Source organism: Roseovarius carneus, from assembly GCF_020141465.1.
Classification (GTDB): domain Bacteria; phylum Pseudomonadota; class Alphaproteobacteria; order Rhodobacterales; family Rhodobacteraceae; genus Roseovarius; species Roseovarius carneus.
On record NZ_JAHSPD010000001.1, the window covers coordinates 679,565 to 696,378 of the forward strand.

Genomic DNA, 16,814 nt, shown 5'->3' on the forward strand with positions numbered 1-16,814 from the left:
AGGCCGAGGCAGTAAAAGGACGCAAAAATGCGCCACCCTATCCTACTTTCGCTGAGCGCAGCGGCGTGCGTTGCGCTGTCTGCATGTGCTGAATCCGACTCCGAAACTGTGGATCGGAAATTTCAGGGCGTAAACGTCGTTGATGAGAGCAATCTCAACGATGTGATGCTGACCGTTGCCGATCCCAATGAGGCCGTGGCCTATTTCCAGCGTGCCACGAGCGAGCAGCCGGATCGCATTGATTTGCAACGCGGTCTGGCCAAATCCCTGATCCGCGCCAAGCGCAACGTCGAAGGCGCCTCCGCGTGGGCGCGCGTCGCCGCACATCCCGAGGCTACAGATGAAGACCGCGTCGATCTGGCCGATGCCTATATCCGCAACAGCAATTGGGACCGTGCCGAAGCGATCCTCGACAAGATCCCACCCACGTTCGAGACCTTCAAACGCTATCGCCTTGAAGCAATGGTCGCCGACAGCAACAAGGAATGGGAAAAGGCCGACAGTTTCTATGAAACTGCCGTTGGCCTCACCACCCGGCCTGCTGGCGTGATGAACAATTGGGGTTTTTCCAAGCTCACGCGCGGCGATTTTGCCGATGCAGAGCGTCTTTTCAGCGACGCCATCCGTCAGGATCAGACTATTTTTACCGCCAAGAACAACCTGATCCTCGCCCGTGGCGCACAGAAAAAATACACGCTGCCCGTCCTGCCCATGACCCAAGATGAGCGTGCCCAACTCCTTTACACGCTTGGCCTCACGGCGATCAAACAGGGCGACGTGAACACCGGCAAGACCCTCTTGCGCGATGCTATTGAGACCCATCCACAGCATTTCGAGGCGGCCGTACGCTCGCTTCGCGCACTTGACGGAACTGTGGTCAACTAGGCCCTCGATCTGAAGGGGCAGCGCCCATGTTTCTCTCATCCACAGCGGCACTTTGGTTTTTTCCCTTGGTGCTGCCGATCTGCATTTGGGTGGCATGGAACGACATGGCCGCGATGAAAATCCCCAACAAAGCCGTTGTTGCCCTTGTGGTCGTCTATCTGATCGTGGGCCTGATCGCCTTGCCCCTTGATCTTTACGCTTGGCGCCTCGTGCATCTCGTGGTCGTATTGCTTGCAGGAATTGCGATCAACGCAGCGGGGCTTGTGGGCGCAGGCGACGCCAAATTCGCCGCCGCCGCCGCGCCCTTCATTGCAATCGGTGATCTCCAGCTTCTGGGGCTCATCTTCGCGGCGAACCTGCTGGCGGGCTACACGGCGCATCGGATCGCCAAATACACCCCCCTGAGACAGCTTGCCCCAGACTGGGAAAGCTGGGATCGCGGCAAGAAATTCCCGATGGGCCTGTGCCTAGGCGGCACCCTCGCCATCTACCTGGGGCTCGCTATTTTTAACGGCACATAACGAGCGCCGCCCGCCCATTGCCGGGTTCTGCCCACAATTTTTCCATGTTTGTCTGCCATGCCGAGGGGGAACCCAACCCCAGAGTTTGAGGCAGAGCAGACCAATGAACATGCAAGTGACGCACAGCGCCGTCCAGCCCCCGCCGCCGCCCGTGCGGCTCGAAGAGATGCGTCTGCCCGTCGTGATGATGCGCGACATCCTTCTCAAAACGATTTTCCGCAAGAACGTCGATCTGGTGAGCGAGATTGCTGTGGCAATCTGCCTGCCCCGCACCGTGACACAAGAGCTTGTGGACATGGCCCGTGAGCAGCGCCTGCTGGAAGCGACCGGCACGATGAGCGCGACCTCCGGCTCCGAAATAGGATACCAGCTGACCGATGCGGGCAAGGCACGCGCACTCGATGCGCTAGCGCAGTCAGAATATTTCGGCCCCATGCCGGTCCCGCTGGCCGTCTATGCCGAACAGGTCAAGCGCCAGTCGATCCGCAACATCCAGATCAGCCGCGATCAACTAACCGGCGCGATGGGCCATCTCGTGCTGCCCCCCACATTGCTGGATCAGCTTGGCCCCGCTGTGAGCGCGGGCCGATCAATCTTGATGTATGGCCCACCCGGCAATGGTAAATCCAGCATTTCCAACGGCATCCGGGACGCGATGGGCGATAAGATTTACGTGCCCATGGCAATTGAGTACGCAGGTCAGGTGATCACCGTCTATGATCCCATCGTTCATTCCAAAGCCGAGGCCGAGGCGGATGATCCCAATTCCCTGCGCCGCCGCCGCACGTTCGATTCGCGCTATGTGCGCTGCGAACGGCCCACCGTGATCACCGGGGGCGAGCTGACGCTCGACATGCTCGACCTCGTCTACAACCCGACGGCGCGCACCTATCAGGCTTCGCTTCAGCTCAAATCGACCGGCGGGATTTTCATCGTCGACGATCTGGGCCGTCAAGCGGAGCCGCCGCAAAACCTCGTGAACCGCTGGATCGTCCCGCTGGAAGAAAGCAAAGACATCCTCGCGCTGCAATCGGGCGAAAAATTCGAAGTGCCCTTCGATACGCTCGCGATCTTCTCGACCAACTTTCACCCAAACAAGATCTTCGATCAGGCCGCCCTGCGCCGGATTTTCTACAAGATCAAAATTGATGGGCCAAGCCAGGCGGATTTCCTCAAAATCTTCGCCATGGTCGCACGCAAAAAGCAGATTCCGCTGGATGAGCCGTCCCTCGTGCATCTGCTCAAAAAGAAATACGCCGAGATCAACAATGTCTACGCCAACTATCAGCCGGTCTTCCTGATTGATCAGATCATTTCGATCTGTGAATTCGAGGGCATTCCCTACCAGATGACGCCCGATCTGATCGACCGCGCTTGGGCCAACATGTTCGTCGAGGACTCCGATATCGTGAACTGACAAGGGCGGTCTTTTTTGCGCGCAACTTGAGGCCGCGCGCTCTATATGGGAGGGGATGACGCCCCTCCCCTCCCCACAACTGCCCGCGAGTTTCGACGCTTGGTTCGCCGCGCGTGGCTGGTCCATCCACCCGCATCAACGCGAGATGGTGGCGCGTGCGCGCGACCCCGCGCTTTTGCTCATCGCCCCCACGGGCGGGGGCAAAACGCTGGCCGGATTCCTGCCTACCTTGGCCGAGTTGGCCAGCGGCGGTCACGCTGGCATGCACACGCTCTACATCTCTCCGCTCAAGGCGCTGGCCACAGATATCAAGCGCAACCTCACCGCTCCGGTAGAGGAAATGGGCCTGCCCATCCGCATTGAGGATCGCACTGGCGACACATCCTACACCAAAAAGCGCCGCCAGCGCGCGGACCCGCCCCATATCTTGCTGACCACACCCGAAAGCCTCGCCCTGCTGACCTCATACGAGGATGCACCGCGTATTTTTGCGGGGCTTCAGCGCGTTGTGATTGACGAAATACACGCCCTCGCCGACAGCAAGCGCGGCGATCAGTTGATGCTGGCGCTCACACGGTTGCAGACCCTTTGTCCCGGCCTGCGTCGTGTGGGCCTTTCGGCCACAGTCGAAGACCCCGCCGCCATCGCGCATCTTCTAGCCAGCCACCCCGACCCTTGCGCGATCCTTCAGGCCGATCCCGGACCCGCGCCGGATATCTCCATGCTCGAAATCAACGAACCGCCCCCTTGGGCCGGTGGCGGTGCGGCCTATGCCATTCCCGCCGTGCTGGAGGAGGTGAAAAAGCACAACACCACGCTCATTTTCCACAACACCCGCGCGCAGGCCGAGATTTTCTTTCGCAACCTGTGGCTGGCGAATGATGACACCCTCGCCATCGGCATCCACCACGGAAGCCTTGATCGCGAGCAGCGGGTGCGGGTCGAAGGCGCTATGCAGCGTGGGGAATTGCGCGCAATCGTCTGCACGGGAAGCCTTGATCTGGGCATTGACTGGGGCGATGTCGATCTTGTCATTCAGGTCGGCGCACCCAAAAACGTCAAGCGCCTCGTGCAACGGATTGGCCGCGCGAACCACCGTTACAACGCGCCTTCCAAGGCGCTTCTGGTGCCCGCCAACCGGTTTGAGGGGGTCGAATGCCGCGCAGCCCTTGAGGCGGCCGCGGCCCATGATCTGGACGGTGATCCGCGCGGACCGGGACCTTTGGATGTGCTGTGCCAGCATATCCTGATCCGCGCATGCGCCGGACCGTTTGACGCGGATCACCTCTACGCGGAGGTGATCACATCAGGCGCCTACACCGCCCTCACCCGCGCCGATTTCGACGCCTGTCTTGAGTTTTGCGCCACCGGAGGCTACGCGCTTCGGGCCTATGACAAATGGCAGCGACTACATCTGCGTGACGGCCTCTGGCAGTTGCGAGACCCCCGCGCGACACAGCTTATCCGGATGAATGTTGGCACGATTCAGGATAGCGACACGCTCAAAGTTCGGCTTAAGCGCAATCGCGGCGGCAAGCCTCTGGGCGAGGTGGATGAGGCCTTTGCAGCCACCCTCACCCCCGGTGATACGTTCCTGATCGGGGGGCAGGTCGTGCGCTACGAATCCATGCGCGACCTGACGCTTGAGGTGAGCCGCGAGCCAAGCAAAAAGCCCAAGATCGCCACGTTTGGCGGCACAAAATTCGCCACCTCCACACAGCTGAGCCAGCGCATCCTGCGGCTATTGTCGCAGCCCGATTGGCCCGAGCTGCCCGCACATATCCGCGACTGGCTCGCCCTTCAGCGCAAGGTCTCCGAAATGCCGCGCGCTGGCCATCTGCTGATCGAAAGTTTCCCGCATGACGAGCGCGAACATACCTGCATCTACGGTTTCGCGGGACGCAACGCGCAACAAACCTTGGGCCTTCTGGTGACCAAGCGGATGGAGGAGATGGGGCTGGACCCGCTGGGCTTTGTCTCCACCGATTACGCCACCCTCATCTGGGGTTTGGAGCCCCTCAACGATGCCACGGATCTATTTGATATCAATGCTTTGCAGAATGGTCTCGACAGTTGGCTCACCGGAAATACGGTGATGAAACGCACCTTCCGCGCCTCGGCCCATGTGGCGATGCTGCTCAACCGCGCGACGCCTCAGGCCCGCAAGTCGGGGAGGCAGGCGACGATGTCCTCGGATATTCTCTACGACACGCTGGTGAAATACGACCCCGACCATCTGCTCTTGAAAATCACCCGTCAGGAGGCGATGCGCGGCCTTGTTGATTTCGGCCGGATTGAGGAAATGATTGCACGCATTGATGGCCGTATCACCTTGCGTCGTCTGCCGCGCGTGACACCTCTCGCCGCGCCGTTGTTTCTTGAGGCTGGCCGCACTCCCGTCAAAGGTGCAGCCGAAGAGCGCCTTTTGGCGGAAGAAACCGCGCGCCTCATGACCGCGGCTGGCCTCGCACCCTAGCCTTCTTGGATGCTCTGCAAATACGCGACAAGCGCCGCCAAAGGACGCGGCGTGGGCGTCATCACCCCGTCGCCCGTATCCACCGGGACCATCTCGCCCGTAAGCAAAAGCCCGAATTCCGGCATTTCCTGACCCGGCAGTGCTGCGCGGTGATAGCCGTCGATCGTGCTCAGCACGCGGGTGGTAGGAAACGCGCTGCCCATGCCGAGTGTGGTCAGATCGCTCGGCGCAGGCGACATGCCTTTAGACCACGGACCATCACCCTTGCCCGACGGGCCATGGCATTGCGCACAATTCTCAAGGTAGAGCACACGCCCCTCGGACGGGGCCGGCATGTCGACCTGCGCACAAGCCGCGATTGCAGCCACAATGGCCAAGGGGACATAAATCTTCATCTCGCACCTCCGATTTTCGCCCAGAATGGCGCGGCTATCACTCACCTGCCTTGATCTGGCTCAACTGCCTGAGGTCAGCTTGCCCGCCAGCGCGTCATCAATCAACCGGATCGTCTCTTCAACCCCGTAAAGCGCAATAAACCCGCCGAAGCGCGGCCCTTGGGACGCACCCAACAGAACCTCGTAAAGTGCCTTGAACCACCCTTTGAGCGGGTCAAAACGGTCGCGCCCCTCGGCATAGACAATGCCCTGAAGCGTCTCGTCGTCTCGCGGTCCGTCATGCGTCGCCAATGCATCGCGCAGGGCGATCAAAGCCTCGCGCTCTTGCTCGGTCGGGGGGCGGTAGGTTTTTGCGGGCTTCACGAAATCATTGTAATAGGCCACGGCAAACCCAGCCGCCTGATCCAGATCGGGATGCGTCTCCGGCGACGCGTCAGGAGCATAACGCTGGATAAAGCCCCACAAATGTGTCTTGTCCTCGGCCCCCGCGACCGACGCGAGGTTGAGCAACATAGAGAACGGCACGACCATATGGCTCTCTGGCACGTCCCCGCCATGGATATGCCAGACCGGGTTATTGGCCCGCTGCGCCGCATCCTGCCCCACATAGGCGCGCAATTGCTGGTGATATTCGTCCACCGCTTTGGGGATCACATCAAAATGCATCCGCTTGGCCGTCTTCGGCTTGAGATACATGAAATAGCTCAGGCTCTCGGTCGAGGCATAGGTCAACCACTCGTCAATGCTGATCCCGTTGCCCGAAGATTTGGAGATTTTCTGGCCATTCTCATCAAGGAAAAGCTCATAGCTGAAATGCTCAGGCTTGCGCCCGCCAAGGATCTCGCAAATCCGGTCATAGATCGCAGTATTCGTCGCGTGCTCCTTGCCATACATCTCAAAATCAACATCCAGCGCGGCCCAGCGCGCGCCGAAATCCGGCTTCCATTGCAGCTTCACATTGCCGCCCGTCACAGGCAACGTCCACTCACGGCCATCTTCGTCATCAAAGGTTACCGTATGATTGACGCCATCCACATTTTTCATCGGCACATAAAGAACACGGCCCGTTTTGGGATGGATCGGCAGAAAGATGGAATAGGTCTGCTGCCGCTCGTCCCGCAGCGATTTTAACATAACCTTCATCACTTCGTCATAGCGTTCACAGGCCCGGCGCAGAATCTCGTCAAACTGACCAGAGGCATAGAACTCCTTGGCCGAGTAGAACTCATACTCAAAGCCAAACGCGTCCAGAAACCGCCGCAGCATGGCATTATTGTGGTGGCCGAAGCTTTCATGCGTGCCGAACGGGTCGGGCACGGATGTCAAAGGCCTGTGCATATGCTCGGCCAACATCTCCTGCTGGGGCACATTGCCCGGCACTTTGCGCATCCCGTCGAGATCGTCGGAAAAGCAGATCAGCTTGGTTGGAATATCGCTGATCACCTCAAAGGCGCGCTGCACCATCGTGGTGCGCAACACCTCGCCAAACGTGCCGATATGCGGCAGGCCGGACGGCCCGTATCCCGTCTCGAAAAGCACATAACCCTTCTCGGGTGGTGTCTTTTCGTAGCGTTTGAGAACCCGGCGCGCTTCTTCGAAAGGCCAAGCTTTGGAAGTCATCGCGGCGTCGCGCAGATCGGACATTGGGGGCTCTCCTGATTTACCTTGGCGCAAAGGGCGGCAAAGCTCTGCCGCTACCTATTGCCGAGGGGCGGCGCAGTCAATAATCTGCGACATGCACCCAAGGCGGGAAGGACCCACCAAAATGACCCAGACGCCCCCCCATTCACTCAGCGAGCAAGACTGCCTTGTTGCGGTGATGATCGCGGTCTCTGCCTCGGATGAGAAAATCCAGACGGCAGAGCTTGTGAAGATCGAGACGGCCGTGAACAACCTGCCTATCTTTGGCGCATATGATGCGGACCGGATCAACACCGTGGCGCAGGTGGTGTTTGATCTTTTCTCGGTCGAGGACGGGCTTGATGCGCTTTTCGGCCTCGTGCGCGACAACCTGCCCGAGCGGCTCCACGAAACGGCCTATGCGCTGGCCTGCGACGTGGCCGCCGCCGATGGCTCGATCCAAGAGACGGAGCTGCGCCTTTTGGAGGAGATTCGCTATGAACTTGAGATTGACCGCCTGCACGCCGCCGCGATCGAGCGCGGTGCCCGCGCGCGCCACATGACCCTTTAGGAGACCCCCCTCATGCGTTGCGTTTTCATCAACATCCGCTGCAAGCCCGGCACCTCCTACAAGGTGGCCGAACAGATCGTGCTGCGCGAGGTCCATTCCGAGCTCTACTCCACCTCCGGGCCCTTCGATCTGCTGCTAAAGCTCTACATCCCGGAAGATGCGGATGTGGGCAAATTCATCAACGACAATCTGCTCGATATCACACATATCGAACGGACCGAAACCACTCTGACCTTCAAGGCGTTCTGAGCATATGCTGGATGATCTACGCCACCTCATGGGCCCTGCGGGAGTGTTGGAAGGCGCGGATGCGGCGCGCTATGGGCTTGATTGGGCCGGGGTAGATCAAGGCGCTCCCATGGCCGTGCTACGCCCCCAAAACACGGGTGAAGTCTCAGCCATCCTGCGCACAGCCAACCAGATCGGGGTGGCCGTCGTGCCGATGGGCGGGAATACCGGCCTCACGCAAGCCACGGCGGCGGGTGGCGCTTGGGTGCTGTCTCTGGAGCGGATGAACAAGGTGCTGGACGTGAGCCCCGAGGGCCGTATCGCCGTGGTCGAGGCAGGCGCGATCCTCAGCCATATCCATGAGGCGGCGGAGGCCGAGGGGCTGATCTTTCCGCTCTTTTTTGGCGCGCGCGAATCGGCGCGGATCGGCGGCGCGCTCAGCACCAATGCAGGTGGCTCCAATGTGCTGCGTTATGGCAATACGCGCGATCTGTGTCTGGGGCTGGAGGTTGTGCTGCCCACCGGCGAGGTGGCGAACCTGATGAGCGCGCTGCACAAGGACAATTCGGGCTACAATCTCAAACACCTGATGATCGGCGCGGAAGGTACGTTGGGTGTGATCACCAAAGCGGTGCTGAAGCTCTTCCCGCGCCCTTTGGCCCATGCCACGGCGATGGTGGGGATGCAGAGCATCGAGGATGCGCTGCGCCTGCTACACGCGCTGCAAGAGGCCACGGGTGGCGCGGTTGAGGCGTTTGAGTATATGCCCGGCACCTATATGGAGGCGCATGCGCGCTTTGCCCCCGACGCGCGGCCCGCGTTTGATCGCACCTACCCAGTGAACATCCTCGTGGAGCTTGGCAGCGCCGCCCCGCGCGACGCTGCACCCGGCGCGGATGGCGGCATGGCGCTTGGCGGTGTGCTGGAGGCAATACTGGCCGATTTTCTGGAGGCCGGAGCCGTCCATGACGCTCTGATCGCGCAAACAGAGGCGCAGCGGCGCGACATCTGGACACGGCGCGAGGATTTGTCGGATGTGACCCTGATCCGGGACCCTATCGTGCATAATGATGTGGCGGTGCCGCTTCACCAGATGGGCGCGCTTCTGGCCCGTATCAGCGCTCTGCTGGCCGAGCATGACCCCGGCGCGGTGGATATTTCGGTGGCGCATCTGGGCGATGGAAACCTGCACTTTGCCTGCTGGCCCAGCACCCACGACGCCAGCGTGCATGACCGGATTTACCGCGCGGTGGAAGAGGCTGTCATCGCCCTTGGCGGTAGCTTCTCGGCCGAGCATGGCATCGGGCTGGAGAAACGCAGCAGCATGGCGCGCTACAAGGACCCCGGCGCGCTGGCCGCGATGCGTGCCATCAAAGCAGCGCTCGATCCCAATGGGATTTTGAACCCCGGCAAGGTGCTTCCGGACTGACCGCTCAGGCCAGTGCCTTCAGATCAGTGCCTTCAAACCAGCGCCTCAGGTGCGCCAGTCAAAGAAGCCCGGCCCGGCCTTTTGTAGCAAATCGGCTGCCATGGCACGGCCAAGCTCGGCCCCATCCTCAATCGGCGCGCTGCGGTCGTCCTTGAGGCTCTCCGACCCATCGGGGCGGAGGACTTCGCCGCGCAAACGCAGCGTGCCACCATCCAGTTCTGCGAGGCCCGCGATAGGCGTCTCACAGGAGCCGTCGAGCGCTTCGAGAAAGGCGCGTTCTGCCGCAAGGCGCTGACCCGTTTGCGTGTCGTGGATCGCCTCCAGCATATGGGCCGCGCGCATATCATCCGCGCGCCGCTCAATCCCGATCGCCCCTTGGGCGACGGCGGGCAGCATGTCTGTCACATCCATCGCGGCTGTGGCCACTTCGGGGCGGCCCAACCGCTTGAGACCCGCCATGGCGAGGAAGGTGCAGGCAGCCACACCCTCATCAAGCTTTTTCAGCCGGGTCTGCACATTGCCACGAAACTCCACCACGTCGAGATGTGGGAAATTCACCATCACCTGCGCGCGGCGGCGCAAAGATGAACTGCCGACCTTGGCGCCTTCGGGCAAATCCGCAAGGCTCTTGGCCATGGGCGACACAAACGCATCGCGCACGTCTTCACGCGGCAGATAGGTGTCCAGCATCAGCCCTTCGGGTTGCAGCACCGGCATGTCTTTCATCGAATGGATCGCGATGTCGATATCCCCGTCGAGCATGGCCTGCTCAATCTCGCGGGTGAAAAGCCCCTTTCCGCCCAGCTCTTTGAGCGGCGTATCGGTGGCGATCAGAGCCCGGTCATCGCCGGTGGTCTTGATCACAACAATCTCAAACGCCTCTTCCGGCAGGTCGAACGCGGCGCTGAGCCGACGGCGGGTTTCATAGGCTTGAGCAAGCGCCAGCGGGGAACCGCGCGTGCCCAGTTTCATCGGGGCCGAAGGGGATGGCATGGTCATTTTCATGGCCGAATGTGTAAGGCTGTCTTCACATACGCGCAAGCGCGGTATACTTGGGATTACATGCCCATACGGGCGAGCAAAACGCCCGAGGAGGACCACGAATGGCTGAGACGAAGACTATCCTGCGTGCATTGGCCGGTGAAACAATGCCCACGCCACCGATCTGGATGATGCGGCAGGCCGGACGTTATTTGCCCGAGTATAAAGCCACCCGCGCCGAGGCCGGAGATTTTCTGTCGCTTTGCTACAATAGCGATCTGGCCACCGAGGTGACGCTTCAGCCGATTCGCCGCTATGGCTTTGACGCCGCCATTCTCTTTGCCGACATTTTGCTGGTCCCACAGGCGCTGGGTGCCGATCTGTGGTTCGTGACCGGCGAGGGGCCGCGCCTCTCGACCATCACGGGCGAGGCGGATTTCGCCAAGCTGGGCGGCAAGGACGATATTCACGAGACGCTGAACCCGATCTACCAGACCGTGCGCAACCTGCGCAGCGCGCTGCCCCCCGAGACGACGCTGATTGGCTTTGCCGGCGCGCCCTGGACCGTCGCGACCTACATGATTGCTGGCAAAGGCACACCGGATCAGGCCCCCGCCCACGCCCTCAAAGCCACGCATCCTGAGGTGTTTGACGCGCTGATGGCGCGGATCACCGAAGCGACGATCGAATACCTGTCGCATCAGATCGACGCAGGTGCCGAGGTGGTCAAGATTTTCGACAGCTGGGCAGGCTCGCTCAAAGGGGCGGATTTCGACAAATACGCGCTGGCGCCCACCAAGGAGATCATCGCAGCCCTCAAGGCGCGCCACCCCGACACGCCGATCATCGCCTTCCCGCGTGAGGCGGGCGAGAACTATATCGGCTTTGCCAAGGCAACGGGCGCCGATTGCGTGGCAATCGACGATTCCGTCACCGCCGAATGGGCCGCACAAAACGTACAGACAGATGGCTGTGTGCAGGGCAATCTCAAATCCTCGCATATGGTCACGGGTGGTGATGCGCTTGTCTCCGAGACGCGGCGGATTGTGGACGCGCTCAAGGGCGGGCCGCATATCTTCAATCTTGGCCACGGCATCACACCTGACGCAGACCCTGCGAATGTCCAACTGATGATCGACACCGTGCGCGGCGCTTAACGCTTCTTGCGCAGCCTGCCGGGGGTTTTGCTATGAAACCCCGGCGGGCGCTTCGAGACCCAGCGCGCAAAACGTTCCAGCCTTGGATGACCGCGCAGCGCCTCGGGCGTGTTGAAGTCGCGCGCCAGTTCGGCCTCGGTGAGGGTCGCGTGGATCTCGTTGTGGCAGATTTGATGCAGCAGAACGACAGGACCGCCCTTGCCCCCTTTCAGCTTCGGGATCAGGTGATGCAGGCTCTGTTTGGCGTCCCGAGGGATGGGCCGCAGGCAGAGCGGGCAGAGCGGCACATCGTCCAAGGCGGGTTGATCCTTTGCATGGGTAAGGGCAAGAGAATGTATGTAGAGCCCCAAAAGGCAAGAGATGCGCATGGAAAACCCACCTGAGATCGTGCTGCAAGCGATGTACTATGCCCGCCAAGGCTGGGACTTGGCGCAAGGCTGGCTGCTCAGCCCTGCGGCGTGGTCACAATTCGCCATCCTCATCGCCGCCTATGTTTTGGCAGTTTTGATCAGCCGCAAACTCCGCCCTTTGATGACGCGCCTCCTGACACCGCCGGAGGAGCAAGAGCATGTCCTCGCCCAAGCGCGTCGTTTTGTGCTAATCTTCGTGCCGCTGATCCTGCCCCTTCTCGCCTATGCCCTCACCGGGATCGGCGAAAGCGTGACACGTTCGATCTTTGGCTCGGGCGAGGTGATTGCTTTTGGCAAGCGGGTTTTCTTGTTCCTCGCGGTGCGCGTGCTGGTCCGCGATATCCTCAAAGAGCCGTTCCTGCGCCTTCTGGGCCGCTACGTGCTGATGCCGGTGACGGCGCTCTATACCGTGGGCGCGCTTGAGGCGGTCACAGCCGCGCTGCGCTCTACGGTCGTGCCGCTTGGCAATATGTCGTTTGATCTTTTGTGGCTCATTCAGGGCGTGGTCGCAGGCGGGATCATCTTCTGGCTCGGGCGCTGGTCCAACGATCAATCAACCACCTACATCTCCAAACAAGAAGAGATGCGCCCCGCCACACGGCAGCTTGCCACCAAAGCTGCCGAGATTGTCATTTTCGGCGCGGCCTTCCTCGTCTTGATGAATTTCATGGGCATATCGCTCACGTCGCTGGCTGTTTTGGGTGGCGCTATTGGTGTGGGCCTTGGCTTTGGCCTGCAAAAAATTGCAGCGAATTTCATCTCCGGTGTGATCCTTCTGCTGGAGGGTGAAGCGACCGTTGGCGATTATGTGGAGCTTGATGGCGGCGAGGCGGGCACGATCGTGCGCACGACCGCCCGCGCGATGATCTTGGAGACTTTCGATGGCCGCTGGATCGTGGTGCCAAACGAGGATTTCATCACCACCCGCGTCGTGAACTTCTCCGATCAGGGCAGCGCCAACCGCTTCGAGGCCGCGTTTTCCGTCAGCTACGATACTGATATCAACCTTGTCCCCGGCATCATCGAGGCGGCCGTTGCCAAACATCCAGACGTGCTCGGCGCGCCCCAGCCCCCCGATTGCGAGCTGCGCGGCTTTGCCGATAGCGGTGTGGAATTTGCGGTGGAGTTTTGGGTCAACGGGCTGGATGACGGAAAGAACAAATACACCTCCGACGTGCTCTTTCTCATTTGGAATGCGCTCAAGGAGCATAATATCGAGATCCCCTTCCCGCAGCGGGTTTTCCATCACAAAGGGCTTCCCCAGAGCATGGTCAGCGTGCCAGACACATGAGCCACGCACTCATCATTGGCGCAGGGCCAGCTGGGCTGATGGCCGCTGAGGCCTTGGCACAGGCGGGCCACCGCGTGGAGGTGGCAGAGGCGATGCCGTCGCCGGGGCGCAAATTTCTGATGGCGGGCAAGTCCGGGCTGAACCTCACCAAGGCTGAGGATTTCGGGGCGTTTACCGCCGCCTACGCGTGTCCTGAGATTGCGCCAATGTTGGAGGCTTTTGGCCCGGTAGAGGCACAGGCCTGGGCCGAAGGGTTGGGTCAGCCACTTTTCACAGGCACAACCGGGCGCGTGTTCCCCAAGGCGATGAAAGCCTCGCCACTTCTGCGCGCATGGCTGGCGCGGCTCGATGGGCTGGGCGTGACGCTGCGCCGTCGCTGGCGCTGGACCGGGTGGGACGGCGATGCGTGGTGCTTTGAGACACCCGAGGGGCCGCAGAGCCTTGCCCCTGACGTGGCCGTTATGGCCTGTGGTGGGGCCAGTTGGGCGCGGCTCGGCTCGGACGGGGCGTGGGCGGCGCATATGCCCGGCCAAACCGCCCCGTTTCAGCCCGCCAATATGGGTCTACGCCGGGTGTGGTCAGACCACATGCAGCACTATTTCGGCACGCCGATCAAGGGTATCGGCCTTGCGGCGGGCGATACACACGGGCGCGGCGAGTTCGTGATCACCGCAAATGGCCTTGAGGGTGGCGGCATTTACGCCCTCTCAAAGACGCTTCGCACCGGCGCGCCGCTGATCCTTGATCTGATGCCTGACCTCAGCGTGGAGGATATCCGCACCCGCCTCAGCCGCCCGCGCGGCAAAGCAAGCCTCGGCACGCATATTCGCAAGACCTTGCGTCTCGCACCGGTGAAACAAGCGCTCTTGATGGAGCTTGCCCGGCCCCTGCCGGATGATCTGGCCCCGCTGATCAAGGCGCTCCCGCTCAACCATGATGGCCCCGCGCCGATGGATGGCGCGATCTCCACGGCGGGCGGCCTGCGCTGGGACGCGCTGGACGCTGGCCTCATGCTGCGCGCGCGCGCCGGCACGTTTGCCGCCGGAGAAATGCTTGATTGGGAGGCGCCCACGGGCGGTTACCTCATCACCGGCTGCATGGCCACGGGGCTTTGGGCGGGGCGGGCTGCGGCGGAATACGCCGCGATGGCCAAACCGCACGGCTCTGTGCCAAACTGACGCCACCTCAGCAAAAGGACGCACCCCAATGCCCACCACCGGTTCTTGCCTTTGCGGCGCAGCGACATTCACCCTTTCCCAGACGCCCAAACATATGGGCGCGTGCCATTGCGGGCAGTGTCGCAAATGGTCGGGTGGGGTTTTGCTGTCAGTGGAAATTCCAGCAGACGCGATGACCATCACTGCGGGCGAGACGATCAAGACCTACAAATCATCAGACTGGGGCGAGCGGGCGTTTTGCAACGCCTGCGGAAGCTCGCTTTATTTCCGGCTGACCGCCACCGGCCCGATGCACGGCACCTATTACATCAGCGCAGGCACGCTGGATGAGGGCGACCCAATGCTGCATGAAGAGCTTTTCATCGACGAAAAGCCCGCCGGATACGCCCTTGACGGGCAACACAAGAAGATCACCGGCCCCGAGTTTTTCGCCATGATGGAAGAAGAGGCGACAAAGCCTCAAAGCTGATCGCGCAGAAATGCCAGAATGAGCGCCCGCACCGCCGCGTCGCCAGACGTCCAATGCTGATCAAAAAGCGGATCGGGTGCTTTGAACACGACCGAGCGATCATTCGCGTCCATGAACTCCCCGCAATCGCCGCGCAAGATAGGCAGGCGGAACCACGGATCGCGCTTGCCCACGAGCGACAGAACCGGCTCCGCCTCAGGGGCGCTCAGCCCGATATACTCCGGCCAGCCCGCGTTGCAGGTCCAGCCCTCAATCACCCGCGCCGCCAGAGGCGCGCCGGTGAACGTGGCCGCCGTAATGGCCCCCTCGCTATGGCCCACCAGCACGATGGGCGCATCCGTCAGCCTGCGAAGTTGCGCAATCGCATGACCCGCCTCGGCCTGCCGCCAGCCAAGAACGGCGCGGTGCAAGCCCCCTTCCGGCACTTCGGGGCGGCAGCTTGCGGGCTTTTCGGCCCGCGCAAAACTGTCAGGCGCGACAAAGACATAGCCCGCCTGCGCATACATCCGCCCCGCCGCGTGGGCGATCTCGATGATGCCGGAGCATCCGTGCATGTAGAGCACCAACGCAGGCGCATCAACAAGATGCGCGGACAGATCGGCGACCGTCCCCTGCTCAGGCCCCTCGGCACCGGGCAAATAGACAAGTGCCGCCTCATAGGTCCGGTCAAGCTCCACCGGGTCGCTGCCCGTCTCGGCAGAGGCGGGGCCCGCGAGCAGGCACAGAAGGGCCACAATCCGCCTCATCGCCGCGCCAACATGGCCAGCCGGATAAGCGCACGCTCCACCACCGCCATCTGTGGCGCGGTCTGCGCGGCAGAGCGCATTTGCAGATCCGTCTCGGTCAAGAGGCTGAGGGCGATCTCCAGATTGGGCGCACCCCAGCTCGATGCCTGCCGGATCATCCTGTCGCGGCGCGGGCCAAAAACAGGCGGGCGCATCCGCGAGATGCCTTGGCTCGCCCCACCGGGATCGGCGGCGGCGGTGTAAAGCGTGCGAAAATGGCGCGTCGCCGCAATACAAAGCGCCACGGGCTGCACGCCTTGAGCCCGCAATCGCTTCATGATCGGCCCAATCTCGCCCGACCGTGCCTCGGCCACGATATGAAGGACATCATCCAGATCCGCCTCAACCGACGCAGGCGCGCAGAGTGCGATTTCCTCAGAAGTGAGCGGCGTGGCATCGCCCAGCTTGTAAAGGGCAATCTTCTCAACGGTCTGGCGCAAATCGCCGGGATCAAGCGCACGAGCAAGGTCCGTCAGATCGCGCATCGCATCATGGCCGGGCATGGGCAAACCGGCGGCAGAGAGCATCGCCTCAAGCTCTGCCCGGCTGGGAGGGTCGTCATAGATGGCCACCGCATAGGCGTTTTTGTGCGCCTCAAACGCCTTGCGCAGTTTGGAGGTGGGTTTGAGCTGTCCTGCGGTCACGATAATCTGGGCATCGCCCTCCTGCCAATCGGCAAGTGCGGCAAGGATGGGCGCGGCCAGCGCCTCTGTCGCGTCCTCGACAAAAGTCACACGCGGACCGGGGAAAAAGCTTTGCGCCTTCACCGCATCATCGAGGCGCGCGGGGTCCTTGCGCAGCTCTCCCGCTGGCATCCGTGCGAGGCGCATCTCCTCCTCGCCCTGCGGGCCGATCAGGGCGGCGATCACCTCTTGCCGCTTCAGTGCGATGCGCATGGCATCTGCACCATAGATGAGCAGGCCCGTGCGCTGCGCCTCGGGGCGGGCGAAATAGCCCGGCGCATCGCGGGGCCCAAGCTTCATTGCGCGAGCCTGCGAAGA

The 16,814-nt window shown here is 61.7% G+C and carries 17 protein-coding genes; 11 read left to right on the top strand and 6 right to left on the bottom strand.

The window, feature by feature from the left end:
• Nucleotides 1–27 precede the first annotated feature (27 nt).
• From KUD11_RS03365 to KUD11_RS03380, 4 genes are all read left to right on the top strand, one after another.
• Complete coding sequence (locus KUD11_RS03365; protein ID WP_109386610.1) at nt 28–885, top strand: tetratricopeptide repeat protein; 858 nt, start codon at nt 28–30, stop codon at nt 883–885.
• Between the two features lie 26 nt (nt 886–911).
• On the top strand, nt 912–1,406 hold the full coding sequence (locus KUD11_RS03370; protein WP_109386608.1) for a prepilin peptidase: 495 nt from the start codon (nt 912–914) through the stop codon (nt 1,404–1,406).
• Between the two features lie 103 nt (nt 1,407–1,509).
• A complete protein-coding gene (locus KUD11_RS03375; RefSeq protein ID WP_109386606.1) occupies nt 1,510–2,823 on the top strand; it encodes an ATPase in 1,314 nt (437 codons plus the stop codon).
• Nucleotides 2,824–2,878: 55 nt separating this feature from the next.
• Nucleotides 2,879–5,299 (top strand): ligase-associated DNA damage response DEXH box helicase, encoded by a 2,421-nt coding sequence (locus KUD11_RS03380; RefSeq protein WP_109386604.1) that lies wholly within the window; start codon nt 2,879–2,881, stop codon nt 5,297–5,299.
• Here the strand turns inward: KUD11_RS03380 and KUD11_RS03385 are convergent.
• Together KUD11_RS03385 and KUD11_RS03390 are read right to left on the bottom strand one after the other, a co-directional pair.
• Nucleotides 5,296–5,694, bottom strand: coding sequence for a c-type cytochrome (locus KUD11_RS03385; protein ID WP_109386602.1), 399 nt, complete (start codon nt 5,692–5,694; stop codon nt 5,296–5,298). The genes KUD11_RS03380 and KUD11_RS03385 overlap by 4 nt on opposite strands.
• A 60-nt stretch (nt 5,695–5,754) precedes the next feature.
• Nucleotides 5,755–7,338 (bottom strand): lysine--tRNA ligase, encoded by a 1,584-nt coding sequence (locus tag KUD11_RS03390; RefSeq protein WP_109386600.1) that lies wholly within the window; start codon nt 7,336–7,338, stop codon nt 5,755–5,757.
• 121 nt (nt 7,339–7,459) lie between these two features.
• On the opposite strand from KUD11_RS03390, the gene KUD11_RS03395 reads away from it, so the two are divergent.
• The 3 genes from KUD11_RS03395 to KUD11_RS03405 are packed head-to-tail and all read left to right on the top strand — an operon-like array spanning nt 7,460 to nt 9,542.
• A complete protein-coding gene (locus tag KUD11_RS03395; protein ID WP_109386598.1) occupies nt 7,460–7,885 on the top strand; it encodes a tellurite resistance TerB family protein in 426 nt (141 codons plus the stop codon).
• A gap of 12 nt (nt 7,886–7,897) precedes the next feature.
• Nucleotides 7,898–8,134: an Lrp/AsnC ligand binding domain-containing protein gene (locus KUD11_RS03400; protein ID WP_109386596.1), complete on the top strand. Its 237-nt coding sequence runs from the start codon at nt 7,898–7,900 to the stop codon at nt 8,132–8,134.
• Between the two features lie 4 nt (nt 8,135–8,138).
• Nucleotides 8,139–9,542, top strand: coding sequence for an FAD-binding oxidoreductase (locus KUD11_RS03405; RefSeq protein WP_109386594.1), 1,404 nt, complete (start codon nt 8,139–8,141; stop codon nt 9,540–9,542).
• A 45-nt stretch (nt 9,543–9,587) separates the two neighbouring features.
• On the opposite strand, the gene hemC is transcribed toward KUD11_RS03405, so the two are convergent.
• On the bottom strand, nt 9,588–10,547 hold the full coding sequence (gene hemC, locus KUD11_RS03410; protein WP_109386592.1) for a hydroxymethylbilane synthase: 960 nt from the start codon (nt 10,545–10,547) through the stop codon (nt 9,588–9,590).
• 98 nt (nt 10,548–10,645) lie between these two features.
• On the opposite strand from hemC, the gene hemE reads away from it, so the two are divergent.
• A complete protein-coding gene (gene hemE, locus KUD11_RS03415; RefSeq protein ID WP_109386590.1) occupies nt 10,646–11,680 on the top strand; it encodes a uroporphyrinogen decarboxylase in 1,035 nt (344 codons plus the stop codon).
• Here hemE and KUD11_RS03420 read toward each other — a convergent pair.
• Nucleotides 11,677–11,976, bottom strand: coding sequence for an HNH endonuclease (locus tag KUD11_RS03420; protein ID WP_109388279.1), 300 nt, complete (start codon nt 11,974–11,976; stop codon nt 11,677–11,679). The two genes, hemE and KUD11_RS03420, sit on opposite strands and share 4 nt — an antisense overlap.
• A 70-nt stretch (nt 11,977–12,046) precedes the next feature.
• Here KUD11_RS03420 and KUD11_RS03425 point away from each other — a divergent pair, with 70 nt between their 5' ends.
• The 3 genes from KUD11_RS03425 to KUD11_RS03435 are packed head-to-tail and all read left to right on the top strand — an operon-like array spanning nt 12,047 to nt 15,028.
• On the top strand, nt 12,047–13,381 hold the full coding sequence (locus KUD11_RS03425) for a mechanosensitive ion channel family protein (protein ID WP_109388277.1): 1,335 nt from the start codon (nt 12,047–12,049) through the stop codon (nt 13,379–13,381).
• On the top strand, nt 13,378–14,559 hold the full coding sequence (locus tag KUD11_RS03430; protein ID WP_109386588.1) for a TIGR03862 family flavoprotein: 1,182 nt from the start codon (nt 13,378–13,380) through the stop codon (nt 14,557–14,559). The genes KUD11_RS03425 and KUD11_RS03430 overlap by 4 nt, the downstream gene beginning before the upstream one ends.
• A 28-nt stretch (nt 14,560–14,587) precedes the next feature.
• The gene (locus KUD11_RS03435) at nt 14,588–15,028 is read left to right on the top strand and encodes a GFA family protein (RefSeq protein ID WP_109386586.1); all 441 of its coding nucleotides are present in this window, start codon (nt 14,588–14,590) and stop codon (nt 15,026–15,028) included.
• On the opposite strand, the gene KUD11_RS03440 is transcribed toward KUD11_RS03435, so the two are convergent.
• Together KUD11_RS03440 and holA are read right to left on the bottom strand one after the other, a co-directional pair.
• Complete coding sequence (locus KUD11_RS03440) at nt 15,019–15,774, bottom strand: dienelactone hydrolase family protein (protein ID WP_109386584.1); 756 nt, start codon at nt 15,772–15,774, stop codon at nt 15,019–15,021. The genes KUD11_RS03435 and KUD11_RS03440 overlap by 10 nt on opposite strands.
• Nucleotides 15,771–16,796 (bottom strand): DNA polymerase III subunit delta, encoded by a 1,026-nt coding sequence (holA, locus tag KUD11_RS03445; protein WP_109386582.1) that lies wholly within the window; start codon nt 16,794–16,796, stop codon nt 15,771–15,773. Before holA ends, KUD11_RS03440 begins: the two co-directional genes overlap by 4 nt.
• Nucleotides 16,797–16,814: the final 18 nt, after the last annotated feature.